Annotated in this window: 13 protein-coding genes; 1 reads left to right on the top strand and 12 read right to left on the bottom strand. The window is 69.0% G+C overall.

Annotated elements, in window-relative coordinates; translation table 11 throughout:
• Nucleotides 1-15: 15 nt before the first annotated feature.
• From alaS to HMPREF2826_RS06305, 11 genes are all read right to left on the bottom strand, one after another.
• A complete protein-coding gene (gene alaS / locus HMPREF2826_RS06355) occupies nucleotides 16-2670 on the bottom strand; it encodes an alanine--tRNA ligase (RefSeq protein ID WP_070640304.1) in 2655 nt (884 codons plus the stop codon).
• 175 nt (nucleotides 2671-2845) lie between these two features.
• On the bottom strand, nucleotides 2846-3706 hold the full coding sequence (locus HMPREF2826_RS06350; RefSeq protein WP_070640301.1) for a SigB/SigF/SigG family RNA polymerase sigma factor: 861 nt from the start codon (nucleotides 3704-3706) through the stop codon (nucleotides 2846-2848).
• Nucleotides 3699-4103, bottom strand: coding sequence for a hypothetical protein (locus HMPREF2826_RS06345; protein ID WP_070640298.1), 405 nt, complete (start codon nucleotides 4101-4103; stop codon nucleotides 3699-3701). Before HMPREF2826_RS06345 ends, HMPREF2826_RS06350 begins: the two co-directional genes overlap by 8 nt.
• A gap of 13 nt (nucleotides 4104-4116) precedes the next feature.
• Nucleotides 4117-4689 carry a DUF948 domain-containing protein gene (locus HMPREF2826_RS06340; RefSeq protein ID WP_148138348.1) on the bottom strand — a complete coding sequence of 191 codons (573 nt, stop codon included), beginning with the start codon at nucleotides 4687-4689 and terminating at the stop codon, nucleotides 4117-4119.
• A 125-nt stretch (nucleotides 4690-4814) separates the two neighbouring features.
• Entirely contained in the window at nucleotides 4815-6191 is a 1377-nt protein-coding gene (locus HMPREF2826_RS06335; RefSeq protein WP_070641215.1) for a replication-associated recombination protein A, read from the bottom strand.
• Nucleotides 6192-6299: 108 nt separating this feature from the next.
• Nucleotides 6300-7520 carry a deoxyguanosinetriphosphate triphosphohydrolase family protein gene (locus tag HMPREF2826_RS06330; protein WP_070640295.1) on the bottom strand — a complete coding sequence of 407 codons (1221 nt, stop codon included), beginning with the start codon at nucleotides 7518-7520 and terminating at the stop codon, nucleotides 6300-6302.
• Between the two features lie 61 nt (nucleotides 7521-7581).
• Nucleotides 7582-9438: a GDSL-type esterase/lipase family protein gene (locus HMPREF2826_RS06325; RefSeq protein ID WP_148138347.1), complete on the bottom strand. Its 1857-nt coding sequence runs from the start codon at nucleotides 9436-9438 to the stop codon at nucleotides 7582-7584.
• Nucleotides 9431-9967 carry a DNA-deoxyinosine glycosylase gene (locus HMPREF2826_RS06320; protein WP_246824706.1) on the bottom strand — a complete coding sequence of 179 codons (537 nt, stop codon included), beginning with the start codon at nucleotides 9965-9967 and terminating at the stop codon, nucleotides 9431-9433. Before HMPREF2826_RS06320 ends, HMPREF2826_RS06325 begins: the two co-directional genes overlap by 8 nt.
• A gap of 1 nt (nucleotide 9968) precedes the next feature.
• On the bottom strand, nucleotides 9969-10775 hold the full coding sequence (locus HMPREF2826_RS06315) for a metallophosphoesterase family protein (protein WP_070640292.1): 807 nt from the start codon (nucleotides 10773-10775) through the stop codon (nucleotides 9969-9971).
• Nucleotides 10776-10904: 129 nt separating this feature from the next.
• A complete protein-coding gene (locus HMPREF2826_RS06310) occupies nucleotides 10905-11417 on the bottom strand; it encodes a very short patch repair endonuclease (protein ID WP_246824705.1) in 513 nt (170 codons plus the stop codon).
• Nucleotides 11414-12445: a hypothetical protein gene (locus HMPREF2826_RS06305; RefSeq protein ID WP_070640285.1), complete on the bottom strand. Its 1032-nt coding sequence runs from the start codon at nucleotides 12443-12445 to the stop codon at nucleotides 11414-11416. Before HMPREF2826_RS06305 ends, HMPREF2826_RS06310 begins: the two co-directional genes overlap by 4 nt.
• Before the next feature lie 161 nt (nucleotides 12446-12606).
• On the opposite strand from HMPREF2826_RS06305, the gene HMPREF2826_RS06300 reads away from it, so the two are divergent.
• Nucleotides 12607-13857 carry an MFS transporter gene (locus HMPREF2826_RS06300; RefSeq protein WP_070640282.1) on the top strand — a complete coding sequence of 417 codons (1251 nt, stop codon included), beginning with the start codon at nucleotides 12607-12609 and terminating at the stop codon, nucleotides 13855-13857.
• Nucleotides 13858-13922: 65 nt separating this feature from the next.
• Here HMPREF2826_RS06300 and HMPREF2826_RS06295 read toward each other — a convergent pair whose 3' ends face one another.
• Nucleotides 13923-14825 carry an HAD hydrolase family protein gene (locus HMPREF2826_RS06295; RefSeq protein WP_070640279.1) on the bottom strand — a complete coding sequence of 301 codons (903 nt, stop codon included), beginning with the start codon at nucleotides 14823-14825 and terminating at the stop codon, nucleotides 13923-13925.
• Between the last annotated feature and the right edge of the window lie 28 nt (nucleotides 14826-14853).

Here is a 14853-nt window from a genome sequence, read left to right as displayed (position 1 = left end):
CCGCCCGGGCACGACCTAGGCACCCAGCAGCGTCTTGGCCGCCGCGAGCGCCTCGTCGATGCCTGCGGGGTCGGAGCCGCCGGCCTGGGCCATGGTGGGCCTGCCGCCGCCGCGACCTCCCACGTGCCCCACGATCTGCTTGATGACGCCGCCCGCGTCGAAGCCCGCCTTGACGGCGGCGTCGGTGCCCGCCGCGAGCAGCGCGACCTTGCCGTCGGAGGTCTTCGAGGCCACGACGCAGGCGGAGGGGCCCGCGCCAAGCGAGTCGCGCACGCTGTCCCACACGCGACGCAGCTCCTTGCCGTCGGCGCCCTCGAGGCGGGCGAACACGCAGCGGTAGCCCGCCAGGCTCACGGCGTCGTCGATGGCGGCGGAAAGCCCGCTCGACGATGCGCCGAACGACGCCTCGTCGAGCTGCCTCCTTAGGTCACGCAGCTCCTCCTCGAGCGAGGTCAGCCGTGCCGTGAGGTCCCGGGGACGGCACTTGAGCGCGCGAGCGGCGTCGTCGAGCGTCTGGAGGCGCTCGTCAACGTACTCGATGGCGCCTGCGGACGTGACCGCCTCGAGGCGACGGGCGTTGGAGCCCACCGACCCCTCGGAGACGATCTTGAACAGGCCGAGCTCCGCCGTGTTGCGCGCATGGGTGCCGCCGCAGAGCTCGCGCGAGAAGGCGCGCTCGCCCTCGCCCGTGGATACGACGCGCACCACGTCGCCGTACTTCTCGCCAAACAGCGCGACGGCGCCGGACGCCTTGGCGTCCTCGATGCCCATGACTGCGGTGACGATGGGCTCGGCCGCAAAGATCTCCGCGTTCACCAGGCCCTCGACACGCGCGAGCTCCTCGGCGGTCATGGCCTCGAAGTGCGTGAAGTCAAAGCGGAGCCTGTCGGGGGCGACGAGGGACCCCGCCTGGCTCACATGGTCGCCCAGCACCTGCTTGAGCGCGGCGTCAAGCAGGTGGGTCGCGGTGTGGTTGCGTCGGATGAGCTCGCGCCTGCCGTGGTCGACGACGGCGTCCACGACGTCGCCGGGCCTGACCTCGCCGGCCTCGACGTCGGCGACGTGGGCCACGAGGCCGCCGTCGTGATGGCGGGTGTCGCCGATCAGAAGGCGCACGCCCTGCCCTTCGAGCCTGCCCGTGTCGCCCACCTGGCCGCCCATCTCGCCATAGAAGCTCGTGCGGTCAAGCACGACCTCGACGGCGTCGCCGACGCGGGCGACGTCCAGAAGGTCGCCGTCGGTGGACACCAGCGCCAGCACCTTGGCCCCGCGACAGACGTCGTCGTCGTACCCCGTGAAGACGGTCTGGGGCAGGCGGTCCGAGAGGCCCACCCACACGCTCGCGGCCTGGCCCCAGGCGTCGCGGTTGGCGCTCTGCCGCGCACGCTCCTTCTGTGCGGACATCTCGCGGTCGAAGGCCGCCATGTCCACCCCGTGCCCGGCCGCCTCGGCGATCTCGCGCGTGAGGTCGATGGGAAAGCCGTAGGTGTCATGCAGCTTGAAGGCGACCTCGCCCGCAAGGGCCTGTCCCTCGGCAAGGCCGGCGAGCTCGGCGGAGAGGCTCGCCTCGCCGGCGTCGAGCGTCTGGCCAAAGCGCTCCTCCTCGGCGGAGATGATGCCGTCGATGAGGGCGCGATTCTCCTCGAGCTGCGGGTAGACGTCCGCCATGAGGCGCATGACCTCGTGGGCGTAGGTGACGAGGAAGCGCTCCCTGACGCCCAGCAGGCGGCCGTGGTAGACGGCGCGGCGCAGCAGGCGGCGCAGCACGTAGCCACGCCCCTCGTTGGAGGGGAGGATGCCGTCGCCGATCATGAACGTGACGGCGCGGGCGTGGTCGGCCAGGATGCGCAGGCTCTTGTCGATCGAGCGACTCTGGTGATAGTTGAGGCCGGAGAGCCCCTCTCCCACGCCGATGAGCGTGCGCAGCACGTCGCCCTCGTAGTTGGAGCCTTCGTGCTGCATGATGGCGGCGATGCGCTCGAGGCCCATGCCCGTGTCGATGTTGCGATGGGGCAGCTCGGGCATGGAGCCGTCCTCCTGACGGTCGTACTGCGTGAAGACGAGGTTCCAGAACTCCAGGAAACGATCGCCGTCATCCCCCGGCCGCTCGCCCTCAAACTCGGGTCCCTGGTCAAAGTAGATCTCGGAGCAGGGGCCGCAGGGTCCCGTCGGCCCGGCCGCCCAGAAGTTGTCCTCCTCGCCCAGGCGCGAGATGTGGTCGGGGGCGACGCCCTGGGCCCGCCAGAGGTCGATGGCCTCCTCGTCGTCCTCGAAGACCGTCATGTACAGACGGTCCTGAGGCAGCCCCAGATGGTCCACGGAGGTGATGAACTCCCAGGCCCAGGCGATGGCGTCGGCCTTGGAGTAGCCGCCGAAGGAGAAGTTGCCCAGCATCTCGAAGAACGACAGGTGGCGCGAGTCGCCGATGTTCTCTATGTCGTTGGTGCGCAGGCACTTCTGGCAGGAGCAGGCCCCTATCTCCCTCATGGTCTTGAGACCCTGATAGTACTCCTTGAACTGGTTCATGCCCGCGTTGGCGAGGAGCAGCGAGGGGTCCTCGGGGACGAGGGAGGACGAGGGGTAGAGCCTGCAGCCCTTGCCCTCGAAGAACGCCAGGAAGTCACTGCGAATCTCCGCCGTGGTCATGGTCTTGTAGTCGGTGCCGCTCATGCTTCTCCTCGCAGTCAGACGTCAGGGGCTCTCGGACGCCATGGATTCTCAAACGTCATTAAGAATACCCCCCGGGCCTGGTGCCGGAGGGATGTTTCTGCCCGCGGGCGACGACCTGCGCGGAATTCCCACGCCTGCCGGGCGGGCGCCTCGCGGGCGACGGGCGCGCCGCGGGCTAGGGCAGGTCGTTGGGGCCGATCTTGTCCTGGAGCTTCTTGAGGGTCCGACGCAGCAGCCTGGACACCTGGACCTGCGATATGCCCAGCTTGCCGGCGATCTCCACCTGCGTGAGCCCCTCCAAAAAGCGCATGCGGATGATGTCCTGCTCGCGGGAGGAGAAGTCGCGTATCGCCTCCTCGATGGACAGGCGGTCGTCGGCGGAGACCAGGCCCTGGTCGTCCTCGCCGCGCCGGTCGAGGACCGAGGGCGCCTCCTCGTCGTCATCCGTGGTGGCGCCCCCCTCCAGCGAGATGGTGCTGTAGGCGCTCGACGACTCCATGGCCTCGAGGACCTCGTCGACGGACACCTCGAGGGCCTGTGCGACCTCCTCCACCGACGGCTCGCGGTGGAGGTCCTTCGTAAGCAGCTCCTTCGTTTGGTTGACCTTGGCGGAGAGCTCCTGCAGGCGACGGGGCACGCGGACCGACCATCCCTTGTCGCGAAAGTGACGACGGATCTCGCCGAGGATCGTGGGCGTCGCGAACGTGGTGAACTCCAGGCCGCGCGAAGGGTCAAAGCGGTCCACGGCCTTGATGAGGCCGATGGTGCCCACCTGAATGAGGTCGTCGAGCGGCTCGCCGCGGTTCTTGAACTTGGAGGCGAGGAAGCGCACCAGGTTGAGGTGGCTCACCACCAGCTGCTGGCGGGCGTCCTCGTCGCCCTCGTCCTTATAGCGTCGGAAGAGCTCGCGCGTTCGCTCCTTGTCCCAGGCGAGCTTGCCCTTGGGGACACGGCGCGAAAGCCGGCGGGAGGGGGCGTCCGTCGCGGTCGCGGTGCGGGAGGAGGGGCGGGGGCGCGCGGCGTCTGCGCTAGGCATGGGCACCGTCCGCGGTCGGCGCCCGCTTGACGACGTGAAGCACGTTGCCCTGGGTGAGGGCGAAGTCGTCGGTCACGGCCGCAAGCAGCAGCTCGGCCAACGACAGGTCGACGCCGCTGGCCTCGATCTCCTCGTCGCGCGCCTGCCCCAGCGCGAAGTCGATGGTGATGGCGCCCTCTTCCAGCGCGAAGGAGACGTCACAACGCTGCGGCGCCGTGGCGCAGCAGTACACGAAGCCCTCCTCCGCCGCCATGCGGACGTCCTCGACGTCATCGATGCCCATGCCGCAGACGACGGCGAGGTTTGACGCCATCATGCGCACCGAGCGCGCGAAGGCGGGCTCGGCGGGGACGGTCAGATTGACGCTGCCCAGATTGGTAGGTGACTCCGTGCTCATAGATCCGTGCTCCTTACTTGCTCTCTGCGTCGCCCTGCGCGGAAGCGTCCTCATGCGCGGCGGCATCTGCACCGGCGTCGTGGTCATAGGTGATGTAGCCCGCCTGTCGCCGCGAGGGCGCCTCAAAATCGGCGGCGGGGGCCGCGTCGGCGCCGTCGGTCCCGCCCGCGATGCGGCCCGCGTCGGCGGGGGCCTTTCCCGTGATCCGGTTGATGACACCGTTGACGCTCGAGGCCGCATTGTTCGCGACCTGGTTCACAACGCCCGTCACGTCGGCGGCGGTGCCCGAGACGTGCGAGACGTCGTCGAGGATGACGTTGACCTTGCCCACGGACTGCGTCGCCTCGACGACGGCGACGCCGATCTTCTCCACTAGGGGATCGACCTGCTTGATGGCGGGCTGGAGGTCGTCCATCGTGCCGTCCAGCTTGGCTATGACGGGCTGGACCTGCTCGATGGTGTCGTTGGCGGAGCGCCCGAGCACCTCGACGGTCCCACGCGCCTTGCGGATGGTGAGGGCCAGCTCGACGAGCGCCCAGATGCCTGCCACGACCAGCACGATGAGCCCAAGCTGCAGCAGATCCATGGTGTTCAACCTCTTCCTTGCCCCGAGGGGCGTCTACGGACGTGTCTGGCTCATTCTACCCGAACGTGCGCCGGCGGCCGCTGCCGCGGGCGCGGGCGGGCCGGGAGGGGCCGTCCACAGGGACGTCATGACGAGCCGCCCGACGGCGGGACGGGCGTCGGGGGCGCGCCCGCGCCCGGCGTGCGGTCCCGTGCCGTGGCGTCGATGCGCCAGCCCTCCCACCCCCGGTCGCCGGGATGAAAGAAGCTGCCGCGCTCAAGGCCGTCGGGCAGATAGCGCTGGTCGACCCAGCCTCCCGGGAAGTCATGCGGATACCGGTAGCTGCCGTATTCGTCGGAGCCGGGACGATGCCGGTCGCGCAGGTGGCTGGGCACCTCGCGGCGCGGCCCCTCCCGCACCTCCCTGAGGGCGGCGTCAATGCCCGCCTCGGCGGCGTTGGACTTGGGCGCGAGCGCCATGTAGAGGGCCGCCTGCGCCAAGTTGATCCGACACTCCGGGTAGCCGATGACCTCCGCGGCCCTGAATGCGGCATCGGCGACGAGGAGCGCCTGTGGGTCGGCGTTGCCGACGTCCTCGGAGGCGAGGATGAAGATGCGGCGGGCGATGAACTTGGGGTCCTCCCCCGCGTCGATCATGCGCGCGAGCCAGTACAGGGCGGCGTCGGGATCGCTGCCGCGCATGGACTTGATGAAGGCGGAGATGACGTCGTAGTGCATGTCGCCGGCCTTGTCGTAGCTCAGGCCGCGGCGGGGGTTGGCCTCGAGCACGTGGCGCGCCTCGATGAGCAGGGGGTCGCGCGCCTCTGCGACCTCGCCTGCCGAGGGGGGCGTCGCCATCTGGCTCGCAAGCTCGAGCGAGGTGAGGGCGGCTCGCGCGTCCCCGCCGGCCAGGGTGACGATCTCGTCAAGCGCCTCGTCCGTCAGCGCGAAGGACCCGGCAAGGCCGTCGGGGTCAGACAGCGCGCGGCGCACGAGCGTGCGCAGCGCCTCGTCGCCCAGCGGCCCAAGCTCCACGACCCGCGAGCGGCTCAGGAGGGCGGCGTTGACCTCAAAGTAGGGGTTCTCCGTCGTGGCCCCCACGAGGACGACCGTGCGATCCTCGACGGCATGGAGCAGGGCGTCCTGCTGCGAGCGGTTGAAGCGATGGATCTCGTCGACGAAGAGGATGGTGCGCCGTCCCTGGAGCAGCAGGCGACGGCTCGCCTCGTCAACCTCCCTCCTCAGGTCCTTGACCGTGCCCATGACGGCTGACACCTCGACGAACTCGGCATGGGTGGTGTTGGCTATGATTCGGGCCAGGGTGGTCTTGCCCGTGCCCGCGGGACCGTAGAGGATGACGGAGGAGAGCGTGTCATGCTCGATGGCGCGCCGCAGCCAGGACCCCGCCCCCACCGCCCGGTCCTGCCCCACGTACCCTTCGAGGGTCGAGGGGCGCATGCGCACGGCGAGCGGCGCGTTGGCGGCGCGCATCTTGCGCTCCGCATGTGAGAACAGCGTGTCCATGGGAGCCATTGTACCCGTCGTCGCGCAGGACGGCCCAAACGAGGGTCACCGGGCGTCGCGATGTTCTCTCTGCGTGGGATGTGGCGACGCCCGGGCCCGGCGCTTCGCTCACGCGCGGCGCGGGAAGAGCGCCCTCGCGTCCGGGAACAGCCGCGTCGTGAGCGAGACGAAGTAGTCGTCCGTCATGGAGCTGATGAAGTCGCAGACGACCTGGTCGGGGTCCCCCTCCCACGCATAATCCCTCCCGTAGTGGGAGAGATGGCGCTCGAGCGGAAGGATGTGGTCTAAGAAGATGGGGTCCGCTCTATCGTGTGTCGCGAGGGCCAGAAGCTCGCGCTCGTACAGGCGCCAAAACAGCTCGCCGACGGCATGAGGCACATCGCCGCTGACCTCCGACGAGCTGTAGATCTTGTCGTAGTTTTCGCGCTTTGCCCTCCTGAGCTCGGCAAAGCCCGCCTCGCTCATCATGATGCGCGACGTGCCCACGCTGCTCTCGACGATGTCGGCGACGAACGCCCTCAGGGCCCAGGCGTTGTAGGCGCCGCCCAGACCGTCGTCGAAGCCGTCCTCCCCCACCAGCCCCGCCCTGATGGCGTCCTGGCGGTCCTTGCCGACGTACGCGATGATGTCAGAGACGCGCACCACGCAGCCCTCGAGCGTCATGGGCCTCAGATGGCCTATGACCCGTGCGCCCTTGCGCCAGCAGGAGGCCACCACGCGATCGAAGGCGTCAAAGTCCGCGAGGCCGCTCGTCTCGAAGACCTGCTGCTCGAACTCACCGTTATGGCAGATCACGCCGTCAAGAACCTGCAGCGAGACGTTGCGCCCGTACAGCACGTCGAGGACGCGTGCGCTCTGCACGTTATGGAAGAACCAGCGGCCCGTGCGCGCGTGATACACCTCGTTGAGGAAGCGCTCGCCCGCGTGGCCAAAGGGCGTGTGACCCACGTCATGGCCGAGCGAGATGGCCTCGATGAGGTCGAGGTTGAGCCCGAGCGCGCGTCCGATGTCGCGGGCGACGCGACAAACGAGCTGCTCATGAAGGTTGCGCCGGGTTATGTCGTCATTTGCGGCAAACGAGAACACCTGGGTCTTGCCGTTGAGGCGGTTGTAGGCAGGAATGTGCATGATCTTCTCGCAGTCGCGCACGAAGGCGGGGCGCAGCAGCGTCGGGCGGTCTGCCGAGGCGTCGCGCCGCAGGCAGGCGGCGTCCGGCGTGGCGGCGGGTGACAGCCCTCCTTGCGAGCGCAGGTCACGCACGGCCGCGGCGGCGCGGGCGGAGAGCGCGCCCGTGAGCTCGGGCGCGAGGACGTTGTGAAGCGTTGTCATGGTTCCTCCCTGTGTCTGGGCACATGGTAGCAAAGGGCTCGGACACAAACGGCATGACGAGTCAGCTCAGGCGGCTCACGTAGCAGGTCTCGTTGGCGGGCAGCACGCGCAGGCCCAGGCTGCGCACGAGCGCGAGCGACGCGGCGTTGTCGGGGTAGACCTCCGCCCAGGGAACCCATCCTTTCGCAAGCTGCTCATTGATCTTTGCGCAGAGCAGGGCGCGCGCCCAGCCCCTACGTCTGAACGGGACGAACACCTCGAGCATGCCCAGGGACCCGCACGGGTGCTCACCGATGAAGCCTGTGAGGACGCCGTCCGCAAAGCCTCCCAGGATGCGCCCCTCGCCCAGCAGCGCGCGCAGCGCGGCCTCGCTCGTGTATTCGGGGTGGGCATAGCCGGCCAGCACCTTCGGCAGGTGGCTCTCGTCCAGGGGCCGCACCTCAAGGCCGCGCGGCGGCGTCAGCGCTCGGGTGCGCTCATAGCTGCACAGATGGAAGGGCGCGACGTCGGTGAGGCCCGCCACGAGCCCCGCGTCGCGGACGAGGCAGGGCTCGAGGAGCACGGCGAGAGGGGCGTCCACGACCATGGCGAGGGCGTCTCGCCCCAGCTGCGCGTCGTCGGCCCAGATGGTCTGAATGCCGTCAGGCGTCCGCGCCACCACGCATCCCCGCTCGGCGAGCTCGATTGTCGCGAGGCTCCTCTGGATCATCTGGGCCAAGGGGAGACAGCGGCGCGGGGCGTCCTTCATGAGCGCGGCGGCGCGACGACGGCGCGAGGGCTCGTCCGTTCGCTGCGTCGCGAAGACGAGCGAGAGCCTCCGGGCGATCTGCCGCGACCCCTCCGCGTTGGGATGCTCGAAGCCGTCGGCCATGAGCGAGCTGCGATGGTCGATGAGGCGGCTCCCCTCGACGTGACGCATCTGCCCGTGGCGCGCGACCTGCGTGGCAATGAGGCGGGGCACCTCACGCCAGCAGCTGCGCGGATGGGAGGGCCAGCGTCCCTCGTCATGCCAGAGGGGGTCGGCCACGAGGCAGAGGACGTCGGGCCACAGGCGCGACAGCTCGTCAAGGTAGAGCTGGACGTCACGCATGACACGGCGCGCGTCACAGGGCTCGTAGCGATAGTTTGCCCCCAGCGCCACGACGATGCAGGCCACGTCGACGCCGGCCTTGAGGCCAAACAGGCTGCCGGGCTGAAAGACCTGGCCGCCCAGCCCCTGGTTTACCACGTCAAGGCCTAGCTCTCGTGCGAGAAGGACCGGCCAGCTGCGGCTCGGGTCGTCGCAGACGAAGCCCTGCGCGATGGAGTCGCCCAGCACGAGCAGCTGACGCCGGGCGGCGACGGGCTCGATGAGGGTGCCGTTGCCCCTGAGCGCGCGAATCTGGCAGCCCCGCAGGCAGGGCAGCCAGACGCGCACCTGATGCGTCCGACCGAGGCCGGGCAGCTGGACGGCGCCGTCCGCAGACTCCTGCCGTCCCTGGACCCAGAAGTCGACGGTCGAGCGTTGACGCGTGAGCGGCAGCAGATCGGCCGGCCCGCCGTCAACCTCGACGGCGATACCGTCATGGGACGAGGGCGCCGGCTCGCCGGGCCGCTTTGGCACATAGTCAAGGACGGCGCGCGTGGCGGGCGGCTCGCCGTCCGGCGCAAGCTCGAGGGACATCTGGCTCGCGTCCGTCACGAACTCCAGGCAGATGCCCGCCGTGGTGCGCGCCATCGCCCGGTAGAGCCCCGGATGCCAGGCACGGACGCTTCCCAAGGCCCTGAGCTGCGACGCGGAAAAGCGCAGGGGCCAAAGCCAGCCGTCCGCCCCCTCCTCGACGCTCACGCAGCCATGAAGGAGCGAGCGCGCGGCGACGCAGGTCATGCCGGACAGGTCTCTGCGGGCGGCGGCGTCGATGGCGGCGCTCTCACGCACGGGCCCGCCCCCCTTCCTCGACGGCTTGGCGCACGGGCTCGTAGGCGGCGACGAGCCGCTCGAGCGACCAGCTGGCGTTGGCGGGGCTCGTCGAGGGCAGGCGGGTGCACGCCATGCCGATCGTCGGCTCGATGTGGCGCGCGTACAGCCGAGCGGCGACGCTACCGGTGCAGAAGACGCGCGTGATCTGGGAGGCGGCGAGCAGCGGAGCGAGGTCGTTGGGAACCGGGTCCTCTATGCTCGCGTCCGCCGCGCCCCGTATGCGAGCGCTGTGCAGCACGTCATGGAGGGCGAGGTGATGGCGCGTCAGAAACAGGCGGCACGCGTCACCGCCCCGGGGGACCGGCTCGTCCCAGAGGGCGGCGAGCACGCGCCAGAAGCGATTGTGGGGGTTGGCGTAGTGGTAGCCAAGCTCACGAGACGCGGGGCTGGGAAGCGACCCCAGCAGCAGCACGCGGCTCTCCGCGTCAAACGCGGCCGGCAAGGGCGAGCGCACGACCGCCCGGGGTGCGCGAAGGGGCGTAGGCACGCTACTCCCCCTCCGCGATACGCTCGTAGAACTCGGCACCGTCATCAAGGCGCAGCAGGGACACCTGGCCAAAGCCCGCGCCGCCGGCGGCGCCCGCGTCAATGTCCCAGCGGTCCCAGACCCCGCCCGTCTGAGGCTGGCCGCCCACGCGAACCTGCCGGCAGAGGCCGTCGGCGTCCACGGGCTCGCGCTCAAGGTGGTCGGCCATGCGCGTGAGATAGACGGCGGGCGTATGCCCGGCGATGACGACGGCGCCCCTGCCCTGCTCGTCCACCAGGCCCGTCGGACGGGACCAGAACTCCTCCCGTATCCACATGAGATCCTCGGCGTCCTGGTCGTCGAGAAGGCGCGCCAGCGTCTCGGGCGTAAGGGACGCCGGGACGACCGTGGCGGGGGCAAGGGGGCGGATGCCGGCGTGCACCAGCACGAAGAGGCGGCCCTCCAGCTCGCACACCCCGCACAGGGGGAGGTTGAAGACCCAGTCGAGCAGGTCGAGACGGTCGGGCTCGCCCAACGCCTCCAGACCCGCGAGCGTCGTGTGGGAGCCGTTGATCTCCCAGTTGAGCTGGGCGACCGCCGATCCGCCCGATGTGACGTAGGACATCATGAGGTCCTCGTGGTTGCCCATGAGCACCTGGGCTCCCTTGAGGGATCGACACAGACGCATGACGCCCACCGGGTCGGGACCGCGGTCCACCATGTCTCCCAGCATGAAGATAGTGTCGTCGTCGGAGGGTGCGACACGCTCCAGCAGGCGCTCGAGGGGCGCGCGATGACCGTGCACGTCAGAGAACGCATACGTTGCCATGGGACCTCCCTCTCGCCGCGCCCGTCATCTCGCGCGACTCCTCGCGCCGCGGCCCTGTAAGGATAGCAAGCTTTTGCGAGACCTGCACGCCGACGCGGGCCAACCGAGGGGCCCTCGGCCAGGCGACGGCTACCTGCGGCGCGCCCGGGCAAGACGCTCGTACGTCACGCGCAGCCGCCAGGGCCTCATCGATCCGATCTCAACGAAGCGCCCGAACTGACGGGTCGTCTCACAGGAGCGCACCAGCGCGACGAGCTCCTCCATGGCGCGCGGGCGCAGCTCCTCCCTAAGGCGGCATTCCCATACGACGGCCACGGTCCATCCCTCCCTGACGAGCCGGCCCTGGTTGGATGCGTCACGGGCGCGATTGCGGGCGAACTTTGCCTCCCAGAACTCGACGTTGGTGCGCGGTCGCGAGGGGCCGCAGTGGGGGCAGCGGTGCCAAAAGCAGCCGTTGACGAAGATGGCCAGGCGCCTGCCCGGGTAGCAGATGTCGGGGCTGCCGGCGGCCTTGCGCCAATGAAGGCGATAACCCCCCAGCCCCGCCGTGCGCAGCGCCTCGCGAACCATCAGCTCGGGCCGCGTGTTCTTGCTCCTGTTCGCCTGCATCACGTGGCGCGTGGCCTCAGAGACCTCGCTCACCGCCCGCACGCCCGCCCCGGCAGGACCTCGGGCTCGCCCAGCGTGACGCCCGGACGAGGCTCGGCGGGGTCGTCCAGCGCGTCGGGATCGACGGGCTGACCCGAGAAGTTGAGGTCTCCCGTGAGCTCGCGCGCAGCGGCAAGGTCAAATCCCGCGGCGAGGAAGGTGTCAAGCGCGCCGGGAAGCGTGGCGAGGGCGCCCTCGTAGCGGTCCCAGAAACTCTCGCTGCTGAGCGCGCCGGTAAAGGGGTCGATCCATGCCTCGTGACCGGAGTTGGCGAAGGGCGACGCATCGGCCTTGCGCGCCCGATGCGCCATAGCCCCGACGAGCGAGTAGCGCCTATGCCCCAGACGCCGCTCGAGCGCGCAGAGGACGCGGCCCCTGCCGCCGCGCGACGCGAAGAGCGCGCGCTGCGCCAGCCTGAACGCCTTGACGCCCCGGGTGTAGCAGTCGAGCGAGAGGGTCCTGCTGAAGGTCCAGAGGTTCATGTAAAAGAAGAGCTTGTCAATCACGCGCAGCGTGTCCGCGTCGGCGGCGAGGACGTGACGGTGGGGCTGGTAGCCCTCGACCGTCTGCCCCGTCTTGGCAAAGAGGACCATCTCGTCCAGGTCGCGCTCGATCTCGGCGTGGACGACGGTGCCGCAGGAGCGGTCAAGCCCCTCGACGCCCACGTCGCAGATGCCGTACTCCTGCGAGAACACCAGGGGGTGAACGCTGCGGTCCAGCAGATAGTGGCAGAGGAACCCGGCGGCGTAGGCGACGCCGACGCCCCGCTCGGGACGGGACAGCATGCTCAGCGCGTCATGCAGCGACGCCAGCAGCAGCGCGGGCCGCTGGTGGTGCATCTGGCCCCCCGCAAGGTCCCGCGCCTTGACGCGAGGCACGACCCGTAGGTAAAAGAGCGGATCGGGACCCTGGCTGCCCAGCATGAAGGCGTCGTGCTGGGCAAGCGAGAGGAGCCCCAAGGCGTCGGCGGCCAGAGGATAGGCGTCCCTCCCAAAGAAATCGTGCGTCAAGACGGCGGGCATGCTTGCTCCTTCGCGTAGGCGACCAGTATCATGTTCTTGTTTTGGGACTCGTGATGCAAGCGGCAAATCCGGCCGCGTGCAGGCGCCGCCCGACGACGGCGCGACGGACGAGCCTTTGCACGCTCACCGAAGACGACGTCGTCCTCATGAAAGGCGCACCCATGACTACCACCAAGCTCACCCGGGCCGAGAAGAGCTGGATCATGTATGACGTGGGCAACTCCGCCCTCGTGCTGCTTGCCACGACGCTCATCCCCATCTACTTCAACCAGCTCGTGAAGGCCGCCGACCCGGCGGCGCAGGGCACGGCACTCGTGGCCTGGAGCTACGGCGAGACGGTGGCGTCCCTCGTGATCGCGCTGCTCATGCCCGTCCTAGGCTCGATCGCCGACCAGCAGGGCATGAAGAAGAGGTTCATCGTGGGCACCGTGGGAATCGGCGTCGTCGCCACCGTCGCTCTCGGCTTTCCCACGCTCCCGATGGCCTTCCTCGTGGTCTACGTGCTGTCGTCGGTCATGCTCAACTCGTCCATGGTCTTCTATGACGCCCTGCTGGTGGACACCACCTCCGACGAGCGCATGGATGACGTGTCGAGCCAGGGCTATGCCTGGGGCTACATCGGCTCGGTCATCCCCTTCATACTCTGCCTGCTCGTCGTCCTCATGAGGCCCTTCGGCATGGAGCTGCAGCGGGCCATGCAGATCACCTTCGTGATCACCGCCGCCTGGTGGGTCGCCTTTACCATCCCTTTGCTCAAGAACGTGGAGCAGCGGCACTTCAAGCCGCGCATGAACGGCTCCCTCGCCAGGGCGGCCAGGGGCGTCATAGGCACGCTGAGGGACATCTGGGCCAATCGCGAGCTGCGCTTTTACATCATCGCGTACTTCTTCTACATCGACGGCGTCCACACCATCATCAAGCTCGCCACGAGCTATGGCGCCAACCTGGGGATTGACTCGACCCAGCTGCTCCTCGCCCTGCTCGTGACCCAGTTCGTGGCCTTTCCCTCCGCCATCGCCTACGGCAAGCTCGGCGGCAGGCTCGGCACGCGCACGATGCTGCTCGTGGGCATAGCCGGCTACACCTTCATCACCTGCTTCGCGGCGTTCTTTCTCAAGAGCGCCCTGGAGTTCTGGTTCCTCGCCATCATGGTCGGCCTCTTCCAGGGCGGCATCCAGGCGCTCAGCCGCTCGGAGTTTGGCAAGCTCGCCCCCAAGGAGCACGCCAACGAGTACTTTGGCTTCTTTGACATCTTCGGCAAGTACGCGGCCATCATGGGGACGTTCATCGTGGGCTTCATGACCCAGCTCACCGGCAACAGCAACCTGGGCGTCTTCTCCATCGTCGTGCTCTTCGTCATCGGCTTCGTCATGATGCTCAAGGTGCCCGCAGGCGACGCCTCCGCATCCTAGGCCCCATGCCCCATGCCCACTCGGCCGGGCGACGAGCATGGGGCAAGACGTTCGGGACGCCTCGCCTACGCCATCCTTCCCAGGGCGTCGTCGTCGAGCGCGTCGAGGTCAAGCCTGCCGTCGGCGCGCGCGATGGCCTCGACGACCTTGGCGACGGCGTCGTCCGCGGCGTCGCCGATGACGTGACGCGCGGCCGCCTTCGCCTCGTCCGTGCCGTTTGCCACGACGAAGGAGTTGGGGACCCTGCCCAGCATGGCGAGGTCGTTCTCGGCGTCCCCAAAGAAGACGACCTCCTCCGGGGCGATGGAGCATGCCTCGCACAGGCGGTCGAAGGCGTTCGCCTTGGACCACCCCCGGGGCAGGACGTCAAAGAACAGGGAGGTCGGCCTCAGGAAGTCCGCCTGGGGGCACGCCTCGCTCAGCAGCGGTCGCATGCGCAACGCCTGCTCCTCGGCGGTCTCGCGCCCGTTGCCCAAGCAGAGGAACCCCGCTGACATGATGGGCACATCGGGCACGGCGTCGATGAGGTCCCCCGGCGGCAGCATGCCCGTCAGCGCGACGGCCCGACGTATGTCGGCGTCGTTCAGGCCCAGATAGCAGGGACGCGAGAGGGAGAACGTCTCGCCCTCACGGGGCTGTCGAGGAACATAGACGTTGAGGGCGCAGCCCTCCTCCTCACGGGCGATGTCGGCGAGCGTGTCGAGAATCGCATGGTCAAGGTAGATTGTGGACAGGTGCCGCCCGCGCCATTGGATGATCTTGCCGTTGGACATGATGCCCGAGTCAAGGTACCGCTCGTCACCCCTGAAGAAGCGCAGCAGGTCAACGGGCTCCCGTCCCGTCGCGACGCCAAACGCGACGCCGGTCTTCTCCAGGGAGCGCAGCGCCCGGAGCGTTCGGTCGGACGGCGAGCTGGCGCCGAAGGGCACCAGCGTCCCGTCCATGTCGCAGAGCACGAGCCGTATCACGGATATGCCTCCCGACGGTCGGCGACGG

It is taken from the genome of Olsenella sp. HMSC062G07, from assembly GCF_001811895.1.
Classification (GTDB): Bacteria; Actinomycetota; Coriobacteriia; order Coriobacteriales; family Atopobiaceae; genus Olsenella_F; species Olsenella_F massiliensis.
The sequence above is the reverse complement of the archived record's forward strand: the minus strand, read 5'-3'. Positions and strand labels throughout refer to the sequence as shown.

Excerpts from the sequence above, each read along its gene's own strand:
- HMPREF2826_RS06300 (WP_070640282.1), top strand. The coding sequence starts at position 12,607 with ATGACTACCACCAAGCTCACCCGGGCCGAGAAGAGCTGGATCATGTAT.
- HMPREF2826_RS06335 (WP_070641215.1), bottom strand. The coding sequence starts at position 6,191 with ATGGACACGCTGTTCTCACATGCGGAGCGCAAGATGCGCGCCGCCAAC.
- HMPREF2826_RS06345 (WP_070640298.1), bottom strand. The coding sequence starts at position 4,103 with ATGAGCACGGAGTCACCTACCAATCTGGGCAGCGTCAATCTGACCGTC.
- HMPREF2826_RS06305 (WP_070640285.1), bottom strand. The coding sequence starts at position 12,445 with ATGCCCGCCGTCTTGACGCACGATTTCTTTGGGAGGGACGCCTATCCT.
- alaS (WP_070640304.1), bottom strand. The coding sequence starts at position 2,670 with ATGAGCGGCACCGACTACAAGACCATGACCACGGCGGAGATTCGCAGT.
- HMPREF2826_RS06340 (WP_148138348.1), bottom strand. The coding sequence starts at position 4,689 with ATGGATCTGCTGCAGCTTGGGCTCATCGTGCTGGTCGTGGCAGGCATC.
- HMPREF2826_RS06350 (WP_070640301.1), bottom strand. The coding sequence starts at position 3,706 with ATGCCTAGCGCAGACGCCGCGCGCCCCCGCCCCTCCTCCCGCACCGCG.
- HMPREF2826_RS06315 (WP_070640292.1), bottom strand. The coding sequence starts at position 10,775 with ATGGCAACGTATGCGTTCTCTGACGTGCACGGTCATCGCGCGCCCCTC.
- HMPREF2826_RS06330 (WP_070640295.1), bottom strand. The coding sequence starts at position 7,520 with ATGACAACGCTTCACAACGTCCTCGCGCCCGAGCTCACGGGCGCGCTC.